This window comes from Pseudomonas sp. G5(2012) (assembly GCF_000408945.1).
In the GTDB taxonomy this organism is placed as follows: Bacteria; Pseudomonadota; Gammaproteobacteria; order Pseudomonadales; family Pseudomonadaceae; genus Aquipseudomonas; species Aquipseudomonas umsongensis.
In genome coordinates this window covers 1-16506 of record NZ_APIO01000032.1, presented here as the reverse complement: position 1 = coordinate 16506, position 16506 = coordinate 1, and the positions used below count along the sequence as shown (strand labels likewise).

Sequence of the window (16506 nt, the reverse complement as noted above, 5' to 3'; positions counted from 1 at the left end):
ATGGCAACTCTCGAATTACGCAACGTCAACAAGACCTACGGCGCCGGTTTGCCGGACACCCTGAAGAACATCGAGCTGAAAATCGATGACGGGGAATTTTTGATCCTGGTCGGCCCGTCCGGCTGCGGGAAATCCACCTTGATGAACTGCATCGCCGGGCTGGAAACCATCAGCGGCGGCGCGATCCTGGTGGACGACGCCGACATCAGTGGCATGAGCCCGAAAGATCGTGACATCGCCATGGTGTTCCAGTCTTACGCGCTGTACCCGACCATGAGCGTGCGCGACAACATCGCCTTCGGCCTGAAGATTCGCAAAATGCCGACCGCCGACATCGACGAAGAAGTCGCCCGGGTTTCCAAGCTGTTGCAGATCGAGCACCTGCTCAGCCGCAAGCCCGGCCAACTCTCCGGTGGCCAGCAACAACGCGTGGCAATGGGGCGCGCCCTGGCGCGGCGGCCGAAGATTTATCTGTTCGACGAGCCGCTGTCCAACCTCGACGCCAAGCTGCGGGTCGAGATGCGCACCGAAATGAAACTGATGCACCAGCGCCTGAAAACCACCACGGTGTACGTGACCCACGACCAGATCGAAGCCATGACCCTGGGCGACAAAGTGGCGGTGATGAAGGACGGGATCATCCAGCAGTTCGGCACGCCGAAGGACATCTATAACAACCCGGCCAACCTGTTCGTGGCGAGCTTTATCGGCTCGCCGCCGATGAACTTCATTCCCCTGCGCCTGCAACGCAAGGATGGGCGTCTGCTGGCGTTGCTCGACAGCGGCCAGGCCCGATGCGAGTTGCCGCTGGGCATGCAGGACGCCGGTCTCGAAGACCGCGAAGTCATCCTCGGCATGCGCCCGGAGCAGATCATCCTGGCTAATGGCGAAGCCAACGGTTTGCCGACCATTCGCGCTGAAGTCCAGGTCACCGAACCGACCGGTCCCGACACCCTGGTGTTCGTCAATCTCAACGACACCAAGGTCTGCTGTCGCCTGGCGCCTGACGTCGCACCGGCCGTGGGCGAGACCCTGACCCTGCAATTCGATCCGGCCAAAGTGCTGCTGTTCGATGCCAAGACCGGCGAGCGCCTGGGGGCTGCCGGTCAAGCACACGCCGAACACCGGCCTGCCAACGTGACCCAGTTCAAGGGTAGGTAGAGATCAACAACTGTGGGAGCGAGCCTGCTCGCGAAAGCGGTCTATCAGTCGACATTTGCGTTGAATGACACACCGCCTTCGCGAGCAGGCTCGCTCCCACATGGGGGCTCCGTGATGGGCGGCCTGTCGCCTGCCACAACCGATGGAACCGCGTTAGAAAAACAAAAGTTAATAACAATAAGACGAGGAAGTAGGGATGAAGAAGAACAACAGCGCTCAGCTTATCTGCCAGTTATCGGCCGTTGCAGCCATGATGCTGGCCGGCAGCGTTCACGCGGCTGAAGCGTTCAGCGCCGATTCCGAATGGATGACCGGCGATTGGGGGGGCGAGCGGACCAGGCTGATCGAGCAGGGCATCGACATCAAGATGGACTACGTCGGTGAAGTGGGCGGCAACCTCCACGGCGGGTTCAACGATGACAAGACTGCACGCTACAGTGACCAGTTTGGCCTGGGCGCGGCGCTGGACCTGGAGAAACTGTTCGGCTGGGATAACACCCAGGCCAAGATCCAGCTCACCAACCGTAACGGTGAAAACATCTCCAATGACCGTATCGGCGACCCGCGTGCCGGCACCTTGAGTTCCTCGCAGGAAGTCTACGGTCGTGGGCATATGGTCCGGCTGACCCAACTGTGGATCAAGCACCAGTTCCTCGACAATAAACTCGACATCAAGGCCGGTTACTTCGGTGAGGGTGAAGACTTCAACTCCTTCCCGTGCGAATTCCAGAACCTGGCGTTCTGCGGCTCCCAGGTGGGTAACTGGGCCACCAACATCTGGTACAACTGGCCGGTCAGCCAGGCCGCTATCCGCCTGAAGTGGAACATCTCGCCTGAGTTCTATGCGCAGATCGGCGCCTACAACCAGAACCCGTCGCAACTGGAACACGGCAATGGCTTCAAGCTCAGCGGCAGTGGGACCGAGGGCACCGTCCTACCGGTCGAGCTGGTGTGGTTGCCTAACCCTGGCAACCTGCCGGGCGAATACCGTGTCGGTTACTATAAGAGCACGGCCAGCGCCGATGACGTTCTTGAAGACGACAACGGCAATAACGCGGCAACCAGCGGCAACGCCTATCGCAGCCACAGCAGCAAGCACGGCTACTGGTTCGTTGCACAACAGCAACTCACCAGCCATAACGGTGACTCGACCCGCGGTCTGAACATTGCCGCCAACGCCACTTTCCACGACAAGGACACCAACATCGTCGACAACTACCAGTCGCTGATGTTTGTGTACAAGGGGCCGTTCGATGCGCGTCCCAAAGATGACCTGGGCATCGGTTTCGCCCGTATCCATGTCAACGATGACGTGAAGAAGAACGCTGAACTGGTCAACGCCTCCAATGGCGTCAGCGACTACAACGATCCACTGTTCTCGCCGCTGCGTGACACCGAATACAACTACGAGCTCAACTACGGCTTCCACGTGACCAACTGGCTGACCGTGCGTCCGAACCTGCAATACATCACTCACCCAGGTGGCGTCGATGAAGTTGATAACGCTTTGGTCGCCGGTCTGAAAATTCAGTCGGTGTTCTAACGCGACTGCGATAAGCTCTTCTCCATGTGCGCATTTTGCGGACGGCTATGGCTGTCCGCTTTTTTTTGCGGGTCGCGCACCCCGGTAACAGATGATTTTCAGGACCGTGGCACATGCTTGAGCATCCGCTACAACGCTTCTTCAAATCCCTGCGTGAACGGCCGGTGTTCGCATGGGAGCGCTATCAGAAGCGCGACGTGTTGGTGATCGATCATCCGCTGTGTCAGGCGGTGTTCAGTCGTCAGGGTGCGCAGTTGCTGCACTTTCAGCCCAAGGGCCAGAAGCCCTGGCTGTGGTGCGCGGCGAAGTGGCCGCAGGTCGGGGCCATTCGCGGTGGCGTGCCGGTGTGCTGGCCATGGTATGGCCGGCATCCAAGCGAAAACGCCTGGCCATCCCATGGTTGGGCGCGGTTGCTTGACTGGAAACTGATCGACAGCAGTAGCGATGACGATGGCGTGCGCCTGCATTGGCAGCTTGAACTGTGCGACTGGCAGGTGGACCTGCACGCGCACCTCGGTGAGCGCATGGATTTACGTCTGAGCACTGAGCATCAGGACGACATGCCGTGCCAATTGAGTCAGGCTTTGCACGCTTACTGGCGTATTGGTGATGTCAGTGAGATAGCGCTGTCTGGGCTGGAAGGTGTGCAGGGTTATGACCAGTTGAACCGCCAGGTTTGCCAGCAGGAAGGCGAGTTGCGCGTCGATGGAGGTTGTCAGCGGGTGTTCCAGCATGACGGTGAACTGCAGCTCAACGACCATGCCTGGCAGCGGGCGTTATGTATCGATACGGGTGCCAGTGCCGACACGGTGGTCTGGCATCCGGGCTCGCGGCCGTTGCTGGGGGTGAGTTGGAATGAGATATCTGAATTCGTTTGCGTAGAGGCGGCGAGCGGCGGCACCGACAGCCTGTGCCTGAAGCCTGGGGAGCGGGCGTATTTGAGTTTGCAGGCGCGGGTTGGGGCATGATTTTGCGGTGTTGCGGCTGGCCCCTTCGCGAGCAGGCTCGCTCCCACAGTAGATCTTCAGTGAACACAGTATTTGTGTTGAACAAAGGTCCACTGTGGGAGCGAGCCTGCTCGCGAAGAGGCCGGGCCAGGCAATGAAGCTGTCGTCAGCTGAACTCGTCACCCACCGGATACCGGCTGGCATTCAAGCTCTCCTTGATCTTGCGCAAATGCGGCTGGAAATCCACCCCGCGGCGCAAGGTCATGCCGGTGGCGAGCACATCGAGCACCGTCAACTGAATGATCCGCGAAGTCATCGGCATGTAGATGTCGGTGTCTTCCGGCAGCGGGATATTCAGGCTCAAGGTACTGGCCTTGGCCAGGGGCGAGTTCTCGGCGGTCAGGCCAAGTACCGAAGCGCCGTTCTCCCGGGCGATGCGCGCCACTTCCACCAGTTCGCGGGTGCGGCCGGTGTAGGAAATGATCACGAACAACTCGCCGGTGTGCGCAACCGAAGCAATCATGCGCTGCATCAGCACGTCGGCATGGGCGGTCACAGCCAGGTTGAAACGGAAGAACTTGTGCTGTGCATCCAGTGCCACAGGGGCTGAAGCGCCCAGGCCGAAGAAGTGAATCTGTCGGGCCTGGATCAACAGGTCGACGGCGCGGCTGATCAGGTTCGGGTCCAGTGCCTGGCAAGCACTGTCCAGGGACGCGATGGCGCTACCGAAGATCTTTTGCGTATAGGCTTCGGGGTTGTCGTCGGCCTCCACCGCACGGCTGACGTAGGCCGCGCCACTCGCCAGGCTCTGGGCCAGCTGCAACTTCAGCTCGGGGTAACCGCTGACGCCGAACGAACGGCAGAATCGGTTGACCGTCGGTTCACTGACCGAGGCGGCCTGGGCGAGGGCGGCGATGCTGAATCGGGTGGCCTGCTGTGGATTGAGCAGGATCACCTCGGCCACTTTGCGTTCGGCCTTGTTCAGCTCTTCAAGGCGATTCTGGATCTGCTCCAGTAAATTTCGCACGCGGTCCATATGAGTTTCCTTGATTCACCTGCGCCAATAAGCGCGCGGCTAATGCAAAAAGGGCCTTTGGTGAGGCCCGTAACGGTGGCCTATCCTACTGATGGCTCCGACCGACCACCACTCGGAATCTGTATTTTGCGAAAATGTTGTGGTTATTACTACATTTTCCCTTGAGTGATGCCTTGAAAAAAGGTATTTGTAGCTTAACTTGATAAAAGAACAAACATCATGCCTTCGATTACGGTTGAACCGTGCACCTTTGCCTTGTTCGGCGCTTTGGGCGATCTGGCCTTGCGCAAGCTGTTTCCTGCCCTTTATCAACTCGATGGCGCAGGCCTCCTGCACGAGGACACGCGCATTATCGCGCTGGCCCGCGAGCCGGGTAGCGCGCAGGAGCACCTGGCGTTCATTACCTCCGAGCTGCGCCGCTACGTCGGTGCCAAGGAGCTGGACGAAGCCGTGGTCGAGCGTTTCCTTGCGCGCCTGAGCTACCTGCACGTCGACTTCCTCAAGCCTGAAGATTACATCGCCCTGGCTGAAGTGGCCGGCAGTGCGCAACGGGTCATCGCCTATTTCGCCACGCCAGCGGCGGTCTACGGCGCGATCTGCGAGAACCTGGCCAAGGTTGGCCTGGCTGAAAATACCCGCGTGGTACTGGAAAAGCCCATCGGTTCGGACCTGGAATCCTCGCGCAAGGTCAATGACGCCGTGGCGCAGTTCTTCCCGGAGAACCGCACTTATCGCATCGACCACTACCTGGGCAAGGAAACCGTACAGAACCTGATCGCCCTGCGTTTCGCCAACAGCCTGTTCGAGACCCAGTGGAACCAGAACTACATCTCCCACGTGGAAATCACCGTGGCCGAGAAGGTCGGCATCGAAGGCCGCTGGGGCTACTTCGACAAGGCCGGCCAGCTGCGCGACATGATCCAGAACCACCTGCTGCAACTGCTCTGCCTGATCGCCATGGACCCGCCGGCCGACCTGTCCGCCGACAGCATCCGTGACGAGAAAGTCAAAGTGCTCAAGGCGCTGGCGCCAATCAGCCCGGAAGGCCTGACCACCCAGGTAGTGCGTGGCCAGTACATCGCCGGGTACAGCGAAGGCAAACCGGTGCCTGGCTACCTGGAAGAACCCAATTCCAACACCCAGAGCGACACCGAGACCTTCGTCGCCCTGCGTGCCGATATTCGCAACTGGCGCTGGGCCGGCGTGCCGTTTTACCTGCGCACTGGCAAGCGCATGCCGCAGAAGCTGTCGCAGATCGTCATCCACTTCAAGGAACCGTCGCACTACATTTTCGCTCCCGAGCAGCGCCTGCAGATCAGCAACAAGCTGATTATCCGCCTGCAACCGGACGAAGGCATTTCCTTGCGTGTGATGACCAAGGAACAAGGCCTGGACAAGGGCATGCAGCTGCGTAGCGGTCCGTTGCAGCTGAATTTTTCCGACACCTGGCGCAGCGCACGGATCCCCGATGCCTACGAGCGGTTGTTGCTGGAAGTAATGCGTGGCAATCAGAACCTGTTTGTCCGTAAAGATGAAATCGAAGCCGCGTGGAAGTGGTGTGACCAGTTGATCGCCGGGTGGAAAAAATCCGGTGATGCGCCCAAGCCGTACGCGGCCGGGTCCTGGGGACCGATGAGTTCCATTGCTCTGATCACGCGGGACGGGAGGTCGTGGTATGGCGATATCTGATTTGAAACTGCCCAAGGGCGTCCACGCACATGCGTTCAAGAGCCCGGTGCTATTGGCTGAAAGCCTGGCGCTGAACGTGGCCAAGCAACTGAGCGATGCCATTGAGGCCCAAGGCACGGCGACCCTGGTGGTCTCCGGTGGCCGCAGCCCGGTGGCGTTCTTCCAGCACCTGGCCAAGCAGGCGCTGGACTGGTCGAACGTGGTGGTCAGCCTTGCCGACGAGCGTTGGGTGCCGGTCGAGCATGCCGACAGCAATGCCGGCCTGCTGAAAAAATACCTGTTGCAGGGGCCCGCGGCCAAGGCGCAGTTCCTGAGCCTGTACAGCGCCAGCGCCAATCTGGAGCAGGCCGCCGAGCAGGCCGATCGTTTGCTGTCCGAACTGCCGGTGATCGACGTGCTGGTGCTGGGCATGGGCGATGACGGCCACACCGCCTCGCTGTTCCCCAACAGCCCGAACCTGGACGAAGCCTTGAAGGCGGATGGCATTCGTCGATGCTGGCCGATGCTCGCACCGACCGTGCCGCATCAACGCCTGACCATGAGCCGTGCGCTGTTGGCCTCGGCCAAACACAAGATTCTGTCGATTTCCGGTCAGTCCAAGTTGACCACCCTGAGTTTCGCGCTGGCCGGTGACGATGTCGCCGAAATGCCGGTGCGCGCCTTTCTGCAACCCACGTTAGAGATTTACTGGTGCCCATGAGCCAAGGAACAGCCGCTATGACAAACCCATCCCCGACCGTTTCCATGGCGGATAAAGTTGCCCTGATCGACAGCCTCTGCGCCAAGGCGCGGATCCTGCCGGTGATTACCATTGCCCGCGAGCAGGACATCCTGCCGTTAGCCGACGCCCTCGCAGCCGGTGGCCTGACCGCCCTGGAAGTGACCTTGCGTTCGCAGTTCGGCCTCAAGGCCATCCAGGTCCTGCGTGAGCAGCGTCCGGAACTGGTAACCGGTGCCGGCACCGTACTCGATCGTCACATGCTGGCTGCGGCGGAAGCAGCCGGTTCGCAATTCATTGTCACGCCAGGCATCACCCGTGACTTGCTGGAAGCCAGCGTTGCCAGCCCGATTCCGCTGTTGCCGGGCATCAGCAACGCCTCGGGCATCATGGAGGGCTACGGCCTGGGCTATCGCCGCTTCAAACTGTTCCCGGCAGAAGTCAGTGGTGGCGTCGCCGCCATCAAGGCGCTGGGCGGTCCGTTCGGCGAAGTGAAATTCTGCCCGACCGGCGGCGTGGGGCCTGCCAATATCAAGAGCTACATGGCACTGAAAAACGTCATGTGCGTGGGCGGCAGCTGGATGCTCGATCCGGAGTGGATCAAGAACGGCGACTGGGCCCGCATTCAGGAATGCACCGCCGAGGCCTTGGCGCTGCTGGACTGATCAGCTTTACCTGACACGTAGTTGTGTGTTTTACGGCTTTACGGTGCGCTTGGTCGGTGCACCGTTTTTTTTTGCCCGCAAAAAAAAACCTGGTATCGGCGCGTTTCTCTGTAGGAGCAAGGCTTGCCCGCGATGGCGTCCTGTCAGTCGACATCAATGTTGAATGGGATGCCCTCATCGCGGGCAAGCCTTGCTCCTACAGATGGTCCGTTATCGCAGTTCAGTCAGTGCCGTGGTCAACAGCATCATGTCAGCCGCGGTGGTGGTCAGTCCCGGCGTGATGCGGATACACGGACCACAGGCCGCACCGCTGCGAACCACGGTGAACAGGTTGTAGTCGCGCAGCAAGCGTTCGACCATCGGCTGTTGGTCGGCATGCGCGACAAAGCGCATCGACGTAATGCCGCAATACAGCCTCGGGTCATCCGGCGTCATGACTTCAATGCCCGACAGTTCGCGTGCTGGCTTTACCCAAAGGTTGCGCAAATAGTTCAGCCGCGTCCCCTTGGCTGTCGAACCGCCCATCGCATGATGTTCCTCGATGACCAGCGGCAGGGTCAGCAAGGCAGGAATGTTCGGTGTGCTGTAGGGCGTGCGGGCGCGGATGTCGGTCACCGGGAAGTGCATCTCGCCCATGTCGGGGTCGATGTCGGCCAGGCGCCCGGGGGCGATGAAGATGAAACCCAGGGTCAGAGGCGCTCCGATCCACTTGTGCAGGTTGTAGGCGGCGAAGTCGATACCCAGCTCATTGAGATCGAATTCGAACTGGCCCAACGCGTGGGCGCCGTCGAGAATCACGTCGATGCCATGTTCCCTGGCGGCGGCTGCAATCGCCTGGACGGGCATCACCAGGCCGGTGCGGTGGGTGACGTGGGTCAGGGCCATCAGCTTGAGTCGCGGGTAACGCGTGAAGGCTTCGCGATAGGTGTTCAGCAGGCTGTCGAAACTGGCGGGATGCGGGTGCTCGATCTCGATCACTTCGACGCCTCGATTGCGCGCCAGCCAGCGCATGGCGCCCTTGACCGTGTCGTACTCGAGGTCGCTGAAAAGAACCTGGTCGCCCGGCTGCAAGCGGTTGTAGTTGCGGATCAACGCTTGCAGCCCGTCCGTCGCATTGCGGGTGAGGGCCACGCTTTCTGCGGCAACGCCAATCAAACCGGCCACCTGCGAACTGATCTTCTGGCTCTCGCCTTGTTCGAAACGCTGGCGCACATAAACCGAGTTGCTGCGGTTGATCAGCTCGATGTTGCGTTGGTATTCCTCGACCACCGTGCGCGACATTCGCCCGAAGTAACCGTTTTCCAGATTGATCGGGCCAGGTTGGACTTCGTAGCGGTCGGCAAAGGTTCGCCAGAAAGCTTCATCACGGGCACGGAGGGTGTTGTCGGGCATGGATTACTCGATGAGTGGGCGATTTCAATGACGGGGCGCGGGTTTGCCATGTTTGGCGCGCAAGGGTTCGAGCAACTCGGACAAGCCGTTGTGATCGATTTCCTGCATCAGGGCCAGCAAGCCACCCAGTTCGCCATGGGGGAAACCTTCCCGGGCGAACCAGTTGAGGTAGGGGCCGGGCAGGTCGGCGATGATTCGCCCCTTGTATTTGCCAAAGGGCATTTGGCGAGTAATCAGCAATTCGAGCTTTTCAGGGTTCATCAATCGGTCGCCTTGAATCAATCAGTCTGGAAAATACAGGCATTCTGCATGCAGGCCAAATGACAGATCATGCAAATAAAACGGGTACAGATTTTCTGTTCTATTCTAACTTATTGAAAATTAACAAATTAACGATCGGTTCCAGGCTGGCATGACCAGTGCAATACCTATTGCATCTTTCATCAACCCGCAAGGAATTGAAAAATGACCGACATGAATAAAGAAGCGATTTCTGTACTCAACGACCTGATTGAAACCAGCAAGGACGGTCAGGAAGGGTTCAAGACTTGCGCTGAAGACATCAAGCACCCTGAGCTCAAAACCCTGTTCGTGCAACGTTCGGCCGACTGTGCCGCGGCGGCTGCAGAACTGCAAAGCGCCGTGCGCTCCATGGGTGGCGATCCGGAAACTTCCACCAGTGTCAGCGGTGATCTGCACCGTCGCTGGGTCGACGTGAAGTCGATGTTCACCGGCAAGGACGAAGAGGCCGTGCTCAATGAAGCCGAGCGTGGTGAAGACCATGCACTGAAGGCCTACAGGGACGCCATGGAAAAAATCAACAAGCACAACCTGGTGGGCATTCGCGACCTCGTAGAGCGTCAGTACCATGGCGTACAACGCAATCACGATCAGGTGAAAGCCCTGCGCAACCAGGCTCGCGCACGCTCGTAAGCGTCCGTTAGCTGTCAAAAACGCCAGCCAGTCTGGCGTTTTTTTGTGTTATGGATTTACTGCTGGACGCGATATAGATAGCTAGCTAATAATTTGTTTTCAAGTTACACGGCTCAGGCCGACTATCGTTCGTTAAATCGTGCTCCCAAGAGTCCATTCCGTGCCTATCACTTTGCAGGCCTTGTTCCTGCCCGACCGCCGCGCCGTGCAATTCGCGATCAAGACCTTGATCGGCGGGGGCGTGGCGTTGTGGCTGGCGTTGCGCTTGGGGCTTGAGCAACCGGCCTGGGCGTTGATGACGGCCTTCATCGTGGCCCAGCCGTTGTCCGGTATGGTGCTGCAAAAGGGCCTGGCGCGGCTGCTGGGGACCCTGGTCGGGACAATAATGTCAGTCGTGTTCATGGGTGTCTTCGCCCAGACGCCCTGGTTGTTCCTGCTGGCCCTGGCGTTGTGGCTAGGGCTGTGTACCGCCAGTTCAACGCTGTTGCGCAGCGCCTGGTCCTATTCATTTGTGTTGGCCGGCTACACGGTGGCGATCATTGCCTTGCCCGCTATCAACCATCCGCTGACGGTGTTCGATCAGGCGGTGGCGCGCTGTACGGAAATCTGCCTGGGGATTATCTGCGCAACGGCCAGCAGTGCCTTGCTCTGGCCGCTGCGGGTCGAACGGCAATTAGCCGATCAGGCCCGGGCTGCCTGGCAAAGCGGTTTCAATGCGGCGCAGGCGACCCTGGCCGGTGATGCCCAGGCGCGCAAGGGGCTGCTGGAAATCCTCGGACGAATCGTCGCGGTGGACGCCCAGCGCGAACATGCCTGGTTCGAAGGCAGCCGTGGTCGGCAACGTGCGCGGGCCATCAGCGGCTTGAGCCAGAAGCTGTTGATGCTGCTGCGTATTGCCCGTTCGGTGCGCAGGCAGTGGAAGCAGTTGGCGCCGCCAGAGTCCGAGCTGTTGTTGCCCTGGATGAACGAGGTTCAGGAGGCGCTGAACAACGCCGATACCGCGACCCTGCAAGCATTGCGCCCGCGCTTGCTCGATGCTTCCCATGATCCGGGCATCAGTTCTGCGCAGAGTTACTGCCTGGTCCGTTTCACCTTGTTGATAGATACCGCCATGGCGGCAAACGCAGCGTTGAAAGTGGTGGAGCAGGGAGGCCAATCACTCGACCCACCGAGAACCCTGACACCACATCGCGATCTGTCTCTGGCCCTGGTCTTCGGCGCCCGCAGCGCATTGGCCTTCCTGGTGGTGTCGAGCTTTTGGCTGGCAACCGCCTGGCCCGCCGCAGCCGGTGCACTGGTATTGACCTGTGTGGTCTGCAGCCTGTTTGCCAGTCGCGAGAACGGTGCGCAGATCGGCATGAGTTTCATGCGCGGCATTTTTCTGGCTATTCCGGCGGCGTTTATCGTCGGGCAAATTCTACTGCCGCAATGGAGCAGTTTCGCGATGCTTTGCCTGGGCATGGGTGTACCGCTGTTTTTTGGTGCCTTGGGCATGGCCAAGGCGCAGATCGGCGCTACTGCCACCTCGTTTTGCCTGCATTTCATCGTATTGGTCGCCCCGTTGAACCAGATGCAGTTCGACGTCGCAACGTTCTTCAACAGCGCGCAGGCCATGGTGATTGGTGTCGGTGCGGCGGTGCTGGCGTTTCACTTGCTGATCCTGCGCAACCCGGCCTGGCATGGCCGACGCCTGCTGGCGGCAACCCTGGACGATCTGGTACGCCTGACACGGCGTAACCTGGCGGGCGCTGAAAGCTGGTTCGGTGGGCGCATGGCCGACCGCTTGCTGCAATTGGCGCGGCACTATCCGGAACTGCCGGAGCCAGCGCGCAGTCGTTGGGACGATGGCTTGCTCGGCCTGGACATCGGCGATGAATTGTTGCACCTGCGCTTGAGCCTGGCGGTGGCGCAGGTGCCGGTCACAGAGCCGCAACGGCGTTATCTCGATGACCTGGAAAATGTCCTGCGCCAAGGCCCCGCTGGCAGTCGCGCCGAGGCATTGGCCGAACCGAGTGCAGCGTTGCTGCAAACCTTGTACGCCTTGCCACCCGGCGATGCGGTGAAACTGGCCCAGGGTGCGGTGCTGCAATTGCAACACAGCTGGCGCGCCTGGTGCCGCCAGCAGGAGGACATCGATGGGCTTGCGTGAGTGGTCAGTGGGCGGTGTGCTGCTCAGCCCGTTCCTGATTTATGTGGTGTTGGCGCTGCTGGTGACCGGCGCCTTGCGCCTGCTGTTGCGCCTGACGCCGGTGAGCCGCTGGATCTGGCATGAAGCGTTATTTGATTGCGCCTTGTACGTCTGCGTATTGACCGTGATCACCGTCGTCCTCGGACCTTTGTAAGGAGTTGAATATGCGTACTTCTGTACGTGTCGCGGTCACCCTGTGCCTGGTGGCGGTGGCAATTTTTGCCGGTTTTCATTTGTGGCAGTACTACATGCTGACACCCTGGACCCGCGACGCGCGCATCCGTGCGGACGTGGTGGTGATTTCCCCGGATGTGTCAGGTTGGGTGCGAGAGCTCAAGGCCTACGACAACCAGCAGGTCAAGGCCGGCGACCTGTTGCTGAGCATTGACCGCGACCGTTTCGAAGCTGCGTTGGAAAAGGCTGAAGCCGTGGTGCAGACCCGCCAGCAACAACTCAATCTACGCGAGCGCGAAGCCAGCCGGCGCGCCAGTCTTGGGCCGCAGGCGATCAGTGCGGAGCTGCGGGAAAACGCGCAGATCAACGCCGGCATCGCCCGTGGCGAACTGCGCGAAGCCCAGGCCGAAGCCAAGGCTGCGCAAATCAATCTGGACCGCAGCCAAGTGCAAGCCCCGCGCAACGGGCACATCACCAACCTGCGCCTGGCCCAAGGCAATTATGTGAATGCTGGGCAATCGGTGATGGCCCTTATCGATGACTCGACCTTTTATGTGCAGGCGTATTTCGAAGAAACCAAACTGCCGCGCATCCATGTCGGCGACCCGGTGAAAGTCTGGTTGATGAGCGCCGGGGATGCCTTGCAGGGGCGGGTGGAAAGCATCAGTCGGGGGATTGCCGACCGAAATACCACGCCGGATGGCCAGTTGTTGGCAGAGGTGGAGCCGACATTCAACTGGGTTCGGCTGGCGCAACGGATACCGGTGCGCATCAAGTTGGAGAACGTGCCTGAGGGGCTCAACTTGAGTGCGGGGATGACGGCGAGCGTACAGGTGCAGGAGGGTTCACACTGATCGTTCCCCACGCTCCGCGTGGGAATGCAGCCCGGGACGCTCTGCGTCCCAAAAAGCCGAACGCGGAGCGTCCGTTGAGGCATTCCCACGCGGAGCGTGGGAACGATCATAACGACACGTCAGCCAATGCTGATCGGCGGCAACTCGGTCAAGGTCACCGACTGTTGCTTGCGCGGTGCGAGGATCTGCGCCTCGCCGTCCACCACCAGCTCATCGCGCTGGTTGAACACGCGAGTGGCAATGCGCACGCGAAACTTCGGCAGTTTCTCGAGGATTTCCAGGCGCACCGTCAGGGTGTCGCCAATCTTCACCGGCTTCTGAAAGCTCATCTGCTGGCCGATGTAGATAGTGCCCGGCCCAGGCAGCTCGCAGGCCACCGCGGCACTGATCAGTGCACCGCTGAACATGCCGTGGGCGATTCGCTCCTTGAACATGGTACTGGCGGCGTATTCGGCGTCCAGGTGCACCGGGTTGTGGTCGCCGGACATCGCGGCGAACAGCTGGATATCGCGCTCTTCAACGGTTTTGCTGAAGCTGGCGGTCTGGCCGACTTCGAGGTCTTCGTAAGGGGTGTTGGTAACCTGGGTCATGTCTCTCGATTCCTGTGACGAATTAAAAAATTCACAAAAAACTATTCGGTTCGGTGTGGTCGTGGACTGCTCAACGCCTGGTTGATCCAGGCCAACACGTCGCTCGTCACTTCATCACGGTTGATGTCATTGAACAGTTCGTGCCGCGCCTGCGGGTAAACGGTCAGTTGCAAGTTCTGGCTGCCAGCCTTGCGCAGCGCGTTGGCCAGATCCTTCAGACGCTTGCCCTCACTCACCGGATCACATTCGCCGCCAATCACCAGCAGCGGCAGGCCCGGATCGATCTGGGCGAGATTGGACGCTTTGCTGATTTGCTGCAACCCGCCGAGCAAGTCGATCCAAAGCTGGTTGGTACAACGAAAGCCGCACAGCGGATCGTTGGCGTACAGGTCGACTTCCACCGGGTCACGGCTGAGCCAGTCGAAGCGGGTGCGCGCCGGTTTGAATTTTTTGTTGAACGAGCCAAACGACAGCCATTCGATCAGGGCGCTGCGGCCCTTGGGGCCCTGGCGCAGGCGTTCGACACGGGCGATTTGCCGGGCTGCACGATAAAGCGCCACCGGCTGGAAGTTCGAACCGCTGAGAATGGCCCCGTGCAGGCTGGCACTGTGATGCAACAGATAGGCCTGGGCGATGTAGCTGCCCATGCTGTGCCCAAGCAGCACGATAGGCACCCCGGGGTGTTGCTGGCCGATGTGCTGGTTGAGGCACGCCAGGTCACCCACCACTTTGGCCCAGCCGTCACTGTCGGCGAAATGGCCGAGCGTCCCGTTTTCGGCAGTTTTGCCATGTCCGCGCAGGTCCGGCGCGTAGACACCGTAACCCTGCTCGCAGAATTTTTCCGCCAGGCGCGCGTAGCGGCCGCTGTGTTCTGCCATGCCGTGAGCCAGCAAAATCACGGCCTTGAGCTCGCCAGCAGGTAGCCACTGGTTGGCGAAGAGGCGGTTGCGGTCACTGGTGGTCAGCCAGAACGTGTCGTGGATCATGGCGATTCCTTTCCATGCAGGGTGCGCGAGGTGGTTGCATTGTATAGCGCATAAAGCCGCTGGCATCAGCCCACGCCACGGCGGGAAGATTCACACGATCAATGACGCCTTGGCCCATATTTGCCTGATTCACCATAGCTGCTAGTGTCCGTGAAGCTCCGCGTTCTGTTGTTGCGAAAAGACAGGGCAGCGGCCCCGGATAGGTTCAGGTAAAGAGGACAAGAACAATGCAACCTGATTTCTGGAATGACAAACGCCCGGCCGGCGTACCCCTGGACATTGATGTCGCTGAATACAAGTCGGTCATCGAGGTGTTCGAACGTTCCTGCAAGAAGTTCGCGGATCGCCCGGCATTCAGCAACATGGGTGTCACCCTGACCTACGCCGAACTGGAACGCTACAGCGCAGCGTTCGCCGGTTACCTGCAAGCCCACACCGACCTGATGCCGGGGGATCGCATCGCGGTGCAGATGCCCAACGTCCTGCAATACCCGATCGCCGTATTCGGCGCCTTGCGCGCCGGGCTGATCGTGGTCAACACCAACCCGCTGTACACCGCGCGGGAGATGCGCCATCAGTTCAAGGACTCCGGTGCCCGGGCACTGGTGTACCTGAACATGTTCGGGGCCAAGGTCCAGGAAGTGCTCCCGGATACCGACATCCAGTACCTGATCGAAGCGAAGATGGGCGACCTGATGCCCACCGCCAAGGGCTGGTTGGTCAATACGCTGGTGAGCAAGGTGAAAAAAATGGTCCCGGCCTATTCCTTGCCCCAGGCCATTTCCTTCAAAAGCGCCTTGCATCAGGGCAAAGGGAAGAGCATCAAGCCGCTGAACGCCGGCCTCAAGGATATTGCCGTGCTGCAATACACCGGCGGTACCACCGGCCTGGCCAAGGGGGCGATGCTGACCCACGGTAACCTGGTGGCGAACATGCAGCAGGCGCGGGCCTGCCTTAGCCAGTTCGCGGCCGACGGCCAGGCGCTGCTGCGCGAAGGCCAGGAGGTGATGATTGCACCGCTGCCGCTGTACCACATCTATGCCTTCACGGCCAATTGCATGTGCATGATGGTGACCGGCAACCACAACGTGCTGATCACCAATCCGCGGGACATTGGCGGCTTCATCAAGGAGCTGAAAAACTGGCGGTTCTCGGCATTGCTGGGGCTCAACACGCTGTTCGTCGCGCTGATGGACCACCCGGACTTCAAGACCCTCGACTTCTCCAGCCTGAAACTCACCAACTCCGGCGGCACCGCACTGGTCAAGGCCACGGCCGAGCGCTGGGAGCAGTTGACCGGTTGCCGCATCACCGAAGGTTACGGCCTGACCGAAACCTCGCCGGTGGCCTGCACCAACCCGTACGGCGACCAGTCGCGCATCGGCACGGTCGGCCTGCCCGTGCCGGGCACCACGTTGAAGGTGATCAACGACGAAGGGGTCGAGCAGCCATTGGGCGAGCGGGGCGAGCTGTGCATCAAGGGCCCGCAGATCATGAAGGGCTACTGGCAGAAACCCGAAGCGACCAACGAAGTGCTGGATGCCGAGGGCTGGTTCAAGTCGGGTGACATTGCGGTGATCGACCCGGACGGCTTTGTGCGCATCGTCGATCGCAAGAAGGACATGATCAT

The 16506-nt window shown here is 60.1% G+C and carries 16 protein-coding genes; 11 read left to right on the top strand and 5 right to left on the bottom strand.

What is annotated here, in order from left to right; all coding sequences use genetic code 11:
• From PG5_RS10220 to PG5_RS10210, 3 genes are all read left to right on the top strand, one after another.
• Positions 1-1161, top strand: a complete 1161-nt coding sequence (locus PG5_RS10220) for an ABC transporter ATP-binding protein (protein ID WP_020797036.1) — start codon at positions 1-3, stop codon at positions 1159-1161.
• 196 nt (positions 1162-1357) lie between these two features.
• Positions 1358-2704 carry a carbohydrate porin gene (locus PG5_RS10215; protein ID WP_020797035.1) on the top strand — a complete coding sequence of 449 codons (1347 nt, stop codon included), beginning with the start codon at positions 1358-1360 and terminating at the stop codon, positions 2702-2704.
• Between the two features lie 113 nt (positions 2705-2817).
• Positions 2818-3672, top strand: a complete 855-nt coding sequence (locus PG5_RS10210) for a D-hexose-6-phosphate mutarotase (RefSeq protein WP_020797034.1) — start codon at positions 2818-2820, stop codon at positions 3670-3672.
• 145 nt (positions 3673-3817) lie between these two features.
• Here PG5_RS10210 and PG5_RS10205 read toward each other — a convergent pair whose 3' ends face one another.
• Positions 3818-4678: a MurR/RpiR family transcriptional regulator gene (locus PG5_RS10205; protein ID WP_173667176.1), complete on the bottom strand. Its 861-nt coding sequence runs from the start codon at positions 4676-4678 to the stop codon at positions 3818-3820.
• A gap of 228 nt (positions 4679-4906) precedes the next feature.
• Between PG5_RS10205 and zwf the strand changes: the two genes are divergently transcribed.
• From zwf to PG5_RS10190, 3 genes are read left to right on the top strand one after another with little or no spacing between them, the layout of a single operon-like run.
• Positions 4907-6376, top strand: coding sequence for a glucose-6-phosphate dehydrogenase (zwf, locus tag PG5_RS10200; protein ID WP_020797032.1), 1470 nt, complete (start codon positions 4907-4909; stop codon positions 6374-6376).
• A complete protein-coding gene (gene pgl / locus PG5_RS10195; RefSeq protein WP_020797031.1) occupies positions 6363-7076 on the top strand; it encodes a 6-phosphogluconolactonase in 714 nt (237 codons plus the stop codon). The genes zwf and pgl overlap by 14 nt, the downstream gene beginning before the upstream one ends.
• Positions 7077-7093: 17 nt before the next feature.
• Complete coding sequence (locus PG5_RS10190) at positions 7094-7759, top strand: bifunctional 4-hydroxy-2-oxoglutarate aldolase/2-dehydro-3-deoxy-phosphogluconate aldolase (RefSeq protein ID WP_020797030.1); 666 nt, start codon at positions 7094-7096, stop codon at positions 7757-7759.
• 210 nt (positions 7760-7969) lie between these two features.
• Here PG5_RS10190 and PG5_RS10185 read toward each other — a convergent pair whose 3' ends face one another.
• Both PG5_RS10185 and PG5_RS10180 read right to left on the bottom strand, forming a co-directional pair.
• Positions 7970-9151: an aminotransferase class V-fold PLP-dependent enzyme gene (locus tag PG5_RS10185; RefSeq protein ID WP_020797029.1), complete on the bottom strand. Its 1182-nt coding sequence runs from the start codon at positions 9149-9151 to the stop codon at positions 7970-7972.
• 24 nt (positions 9152-9175) lie between these two features.
• A complete protein-coding gene (locus PG5_RS10180; RefSeq protein WP_008056784.1) occupies positions 9176-9412 on the bottom strand; it encodes a DUF3820 family protein in 237 nt (78 codons plus the stop codon).
• Between the two features lie 204 nt (positions 9413-9616).
• Here PG5_RS10180 and PG5_RS10175 point away from each other — a divergent pair, with 204 nt between their 5' ends.
• The 4 genes from PG5_RS10175 (at position 9617) to PG5_RS10160 (ending at position 13300) form a co-directional block, all read left to right on the top strand.
• On the top strand, positions 9617-10084 hold the full coding sequence (locus PG5_RS10175) for a PA2169 family four-helix-bundle protein (RefSeq protein ID WP_020797028.1): 468 nt from the start codon (positions 9617-9619) through the stop codon (positions 10082-10084).
• A gap of 160 nt (positions 10085-10244) precedes the next feature.
• Complete coding sequence (locus PG5_RS10170) at positions 10245-12233, top strand: FUSC family protein (protein ID WP_020797027.1); 1989 nt, start codon at positions 10245-10247, stop codon at positions 12231-12233.
• A complete protein-coding gene (locus PG5_RS10165) occupies positions 12220-12426 on the top strand; it encodes a DUF1656 domain-containing protein (protein WP_020797026.1) in 207 nt (68 codons plus the stop codon). Before PG5_RS10170 ends, PG5_RS10165 begins: the two co-directional genes overlap by 14 nt.
• A 10-nt stretch (positions 12427-12436) precedes the next feature.
• Positions 12437-13300, top strand: coding sequence for an HlyD family secretion protein (locus PG5_RS10160; RefSeq protein ID WP_020797025.1), 864 nt, complete (start codon positions 12437-12439; stop codon positions 13298-13300).
• Between the two features lie 119 nt (positions 13301-13419).
• Here PG5_RS10160 and PG5_RS10155 read toward each other — a convergent pair whose 3' ends face one another.
• Entirely contained in the window at positions 13420-13890 is a 471-nt protein-coding gene (locus PG5_RS10155; protein ID WP_008056792.1) for a MaoC family dehydratase, read from the bottom strand.
• A gap of 41 nt (positions 13891-13931) precedes the next feature.
• Positions 13932-14876: an alpha/beta hydrolase gene (locus tag PG5_RS10150; RefSeq protein WP_020797024.1), complete on the bottom strand. Its 945-nt coding sequence runs from the start codon at positions 14874-14876 to the stop codon at positions 13932-13934.
• A gap of 227 nt (positions 14877-15103) precedes the next feature.
• Here PG5_RS10150 and PG5_RS10145 point away from each other — a divergent pair.
• A partial coding sequence (locus PG5_RS10145; protein ID WP_042955330.1) for an AMP-binding protein occupies positions 15104-16506 on the top strand: 1403 nt, incomplete at its 3' end.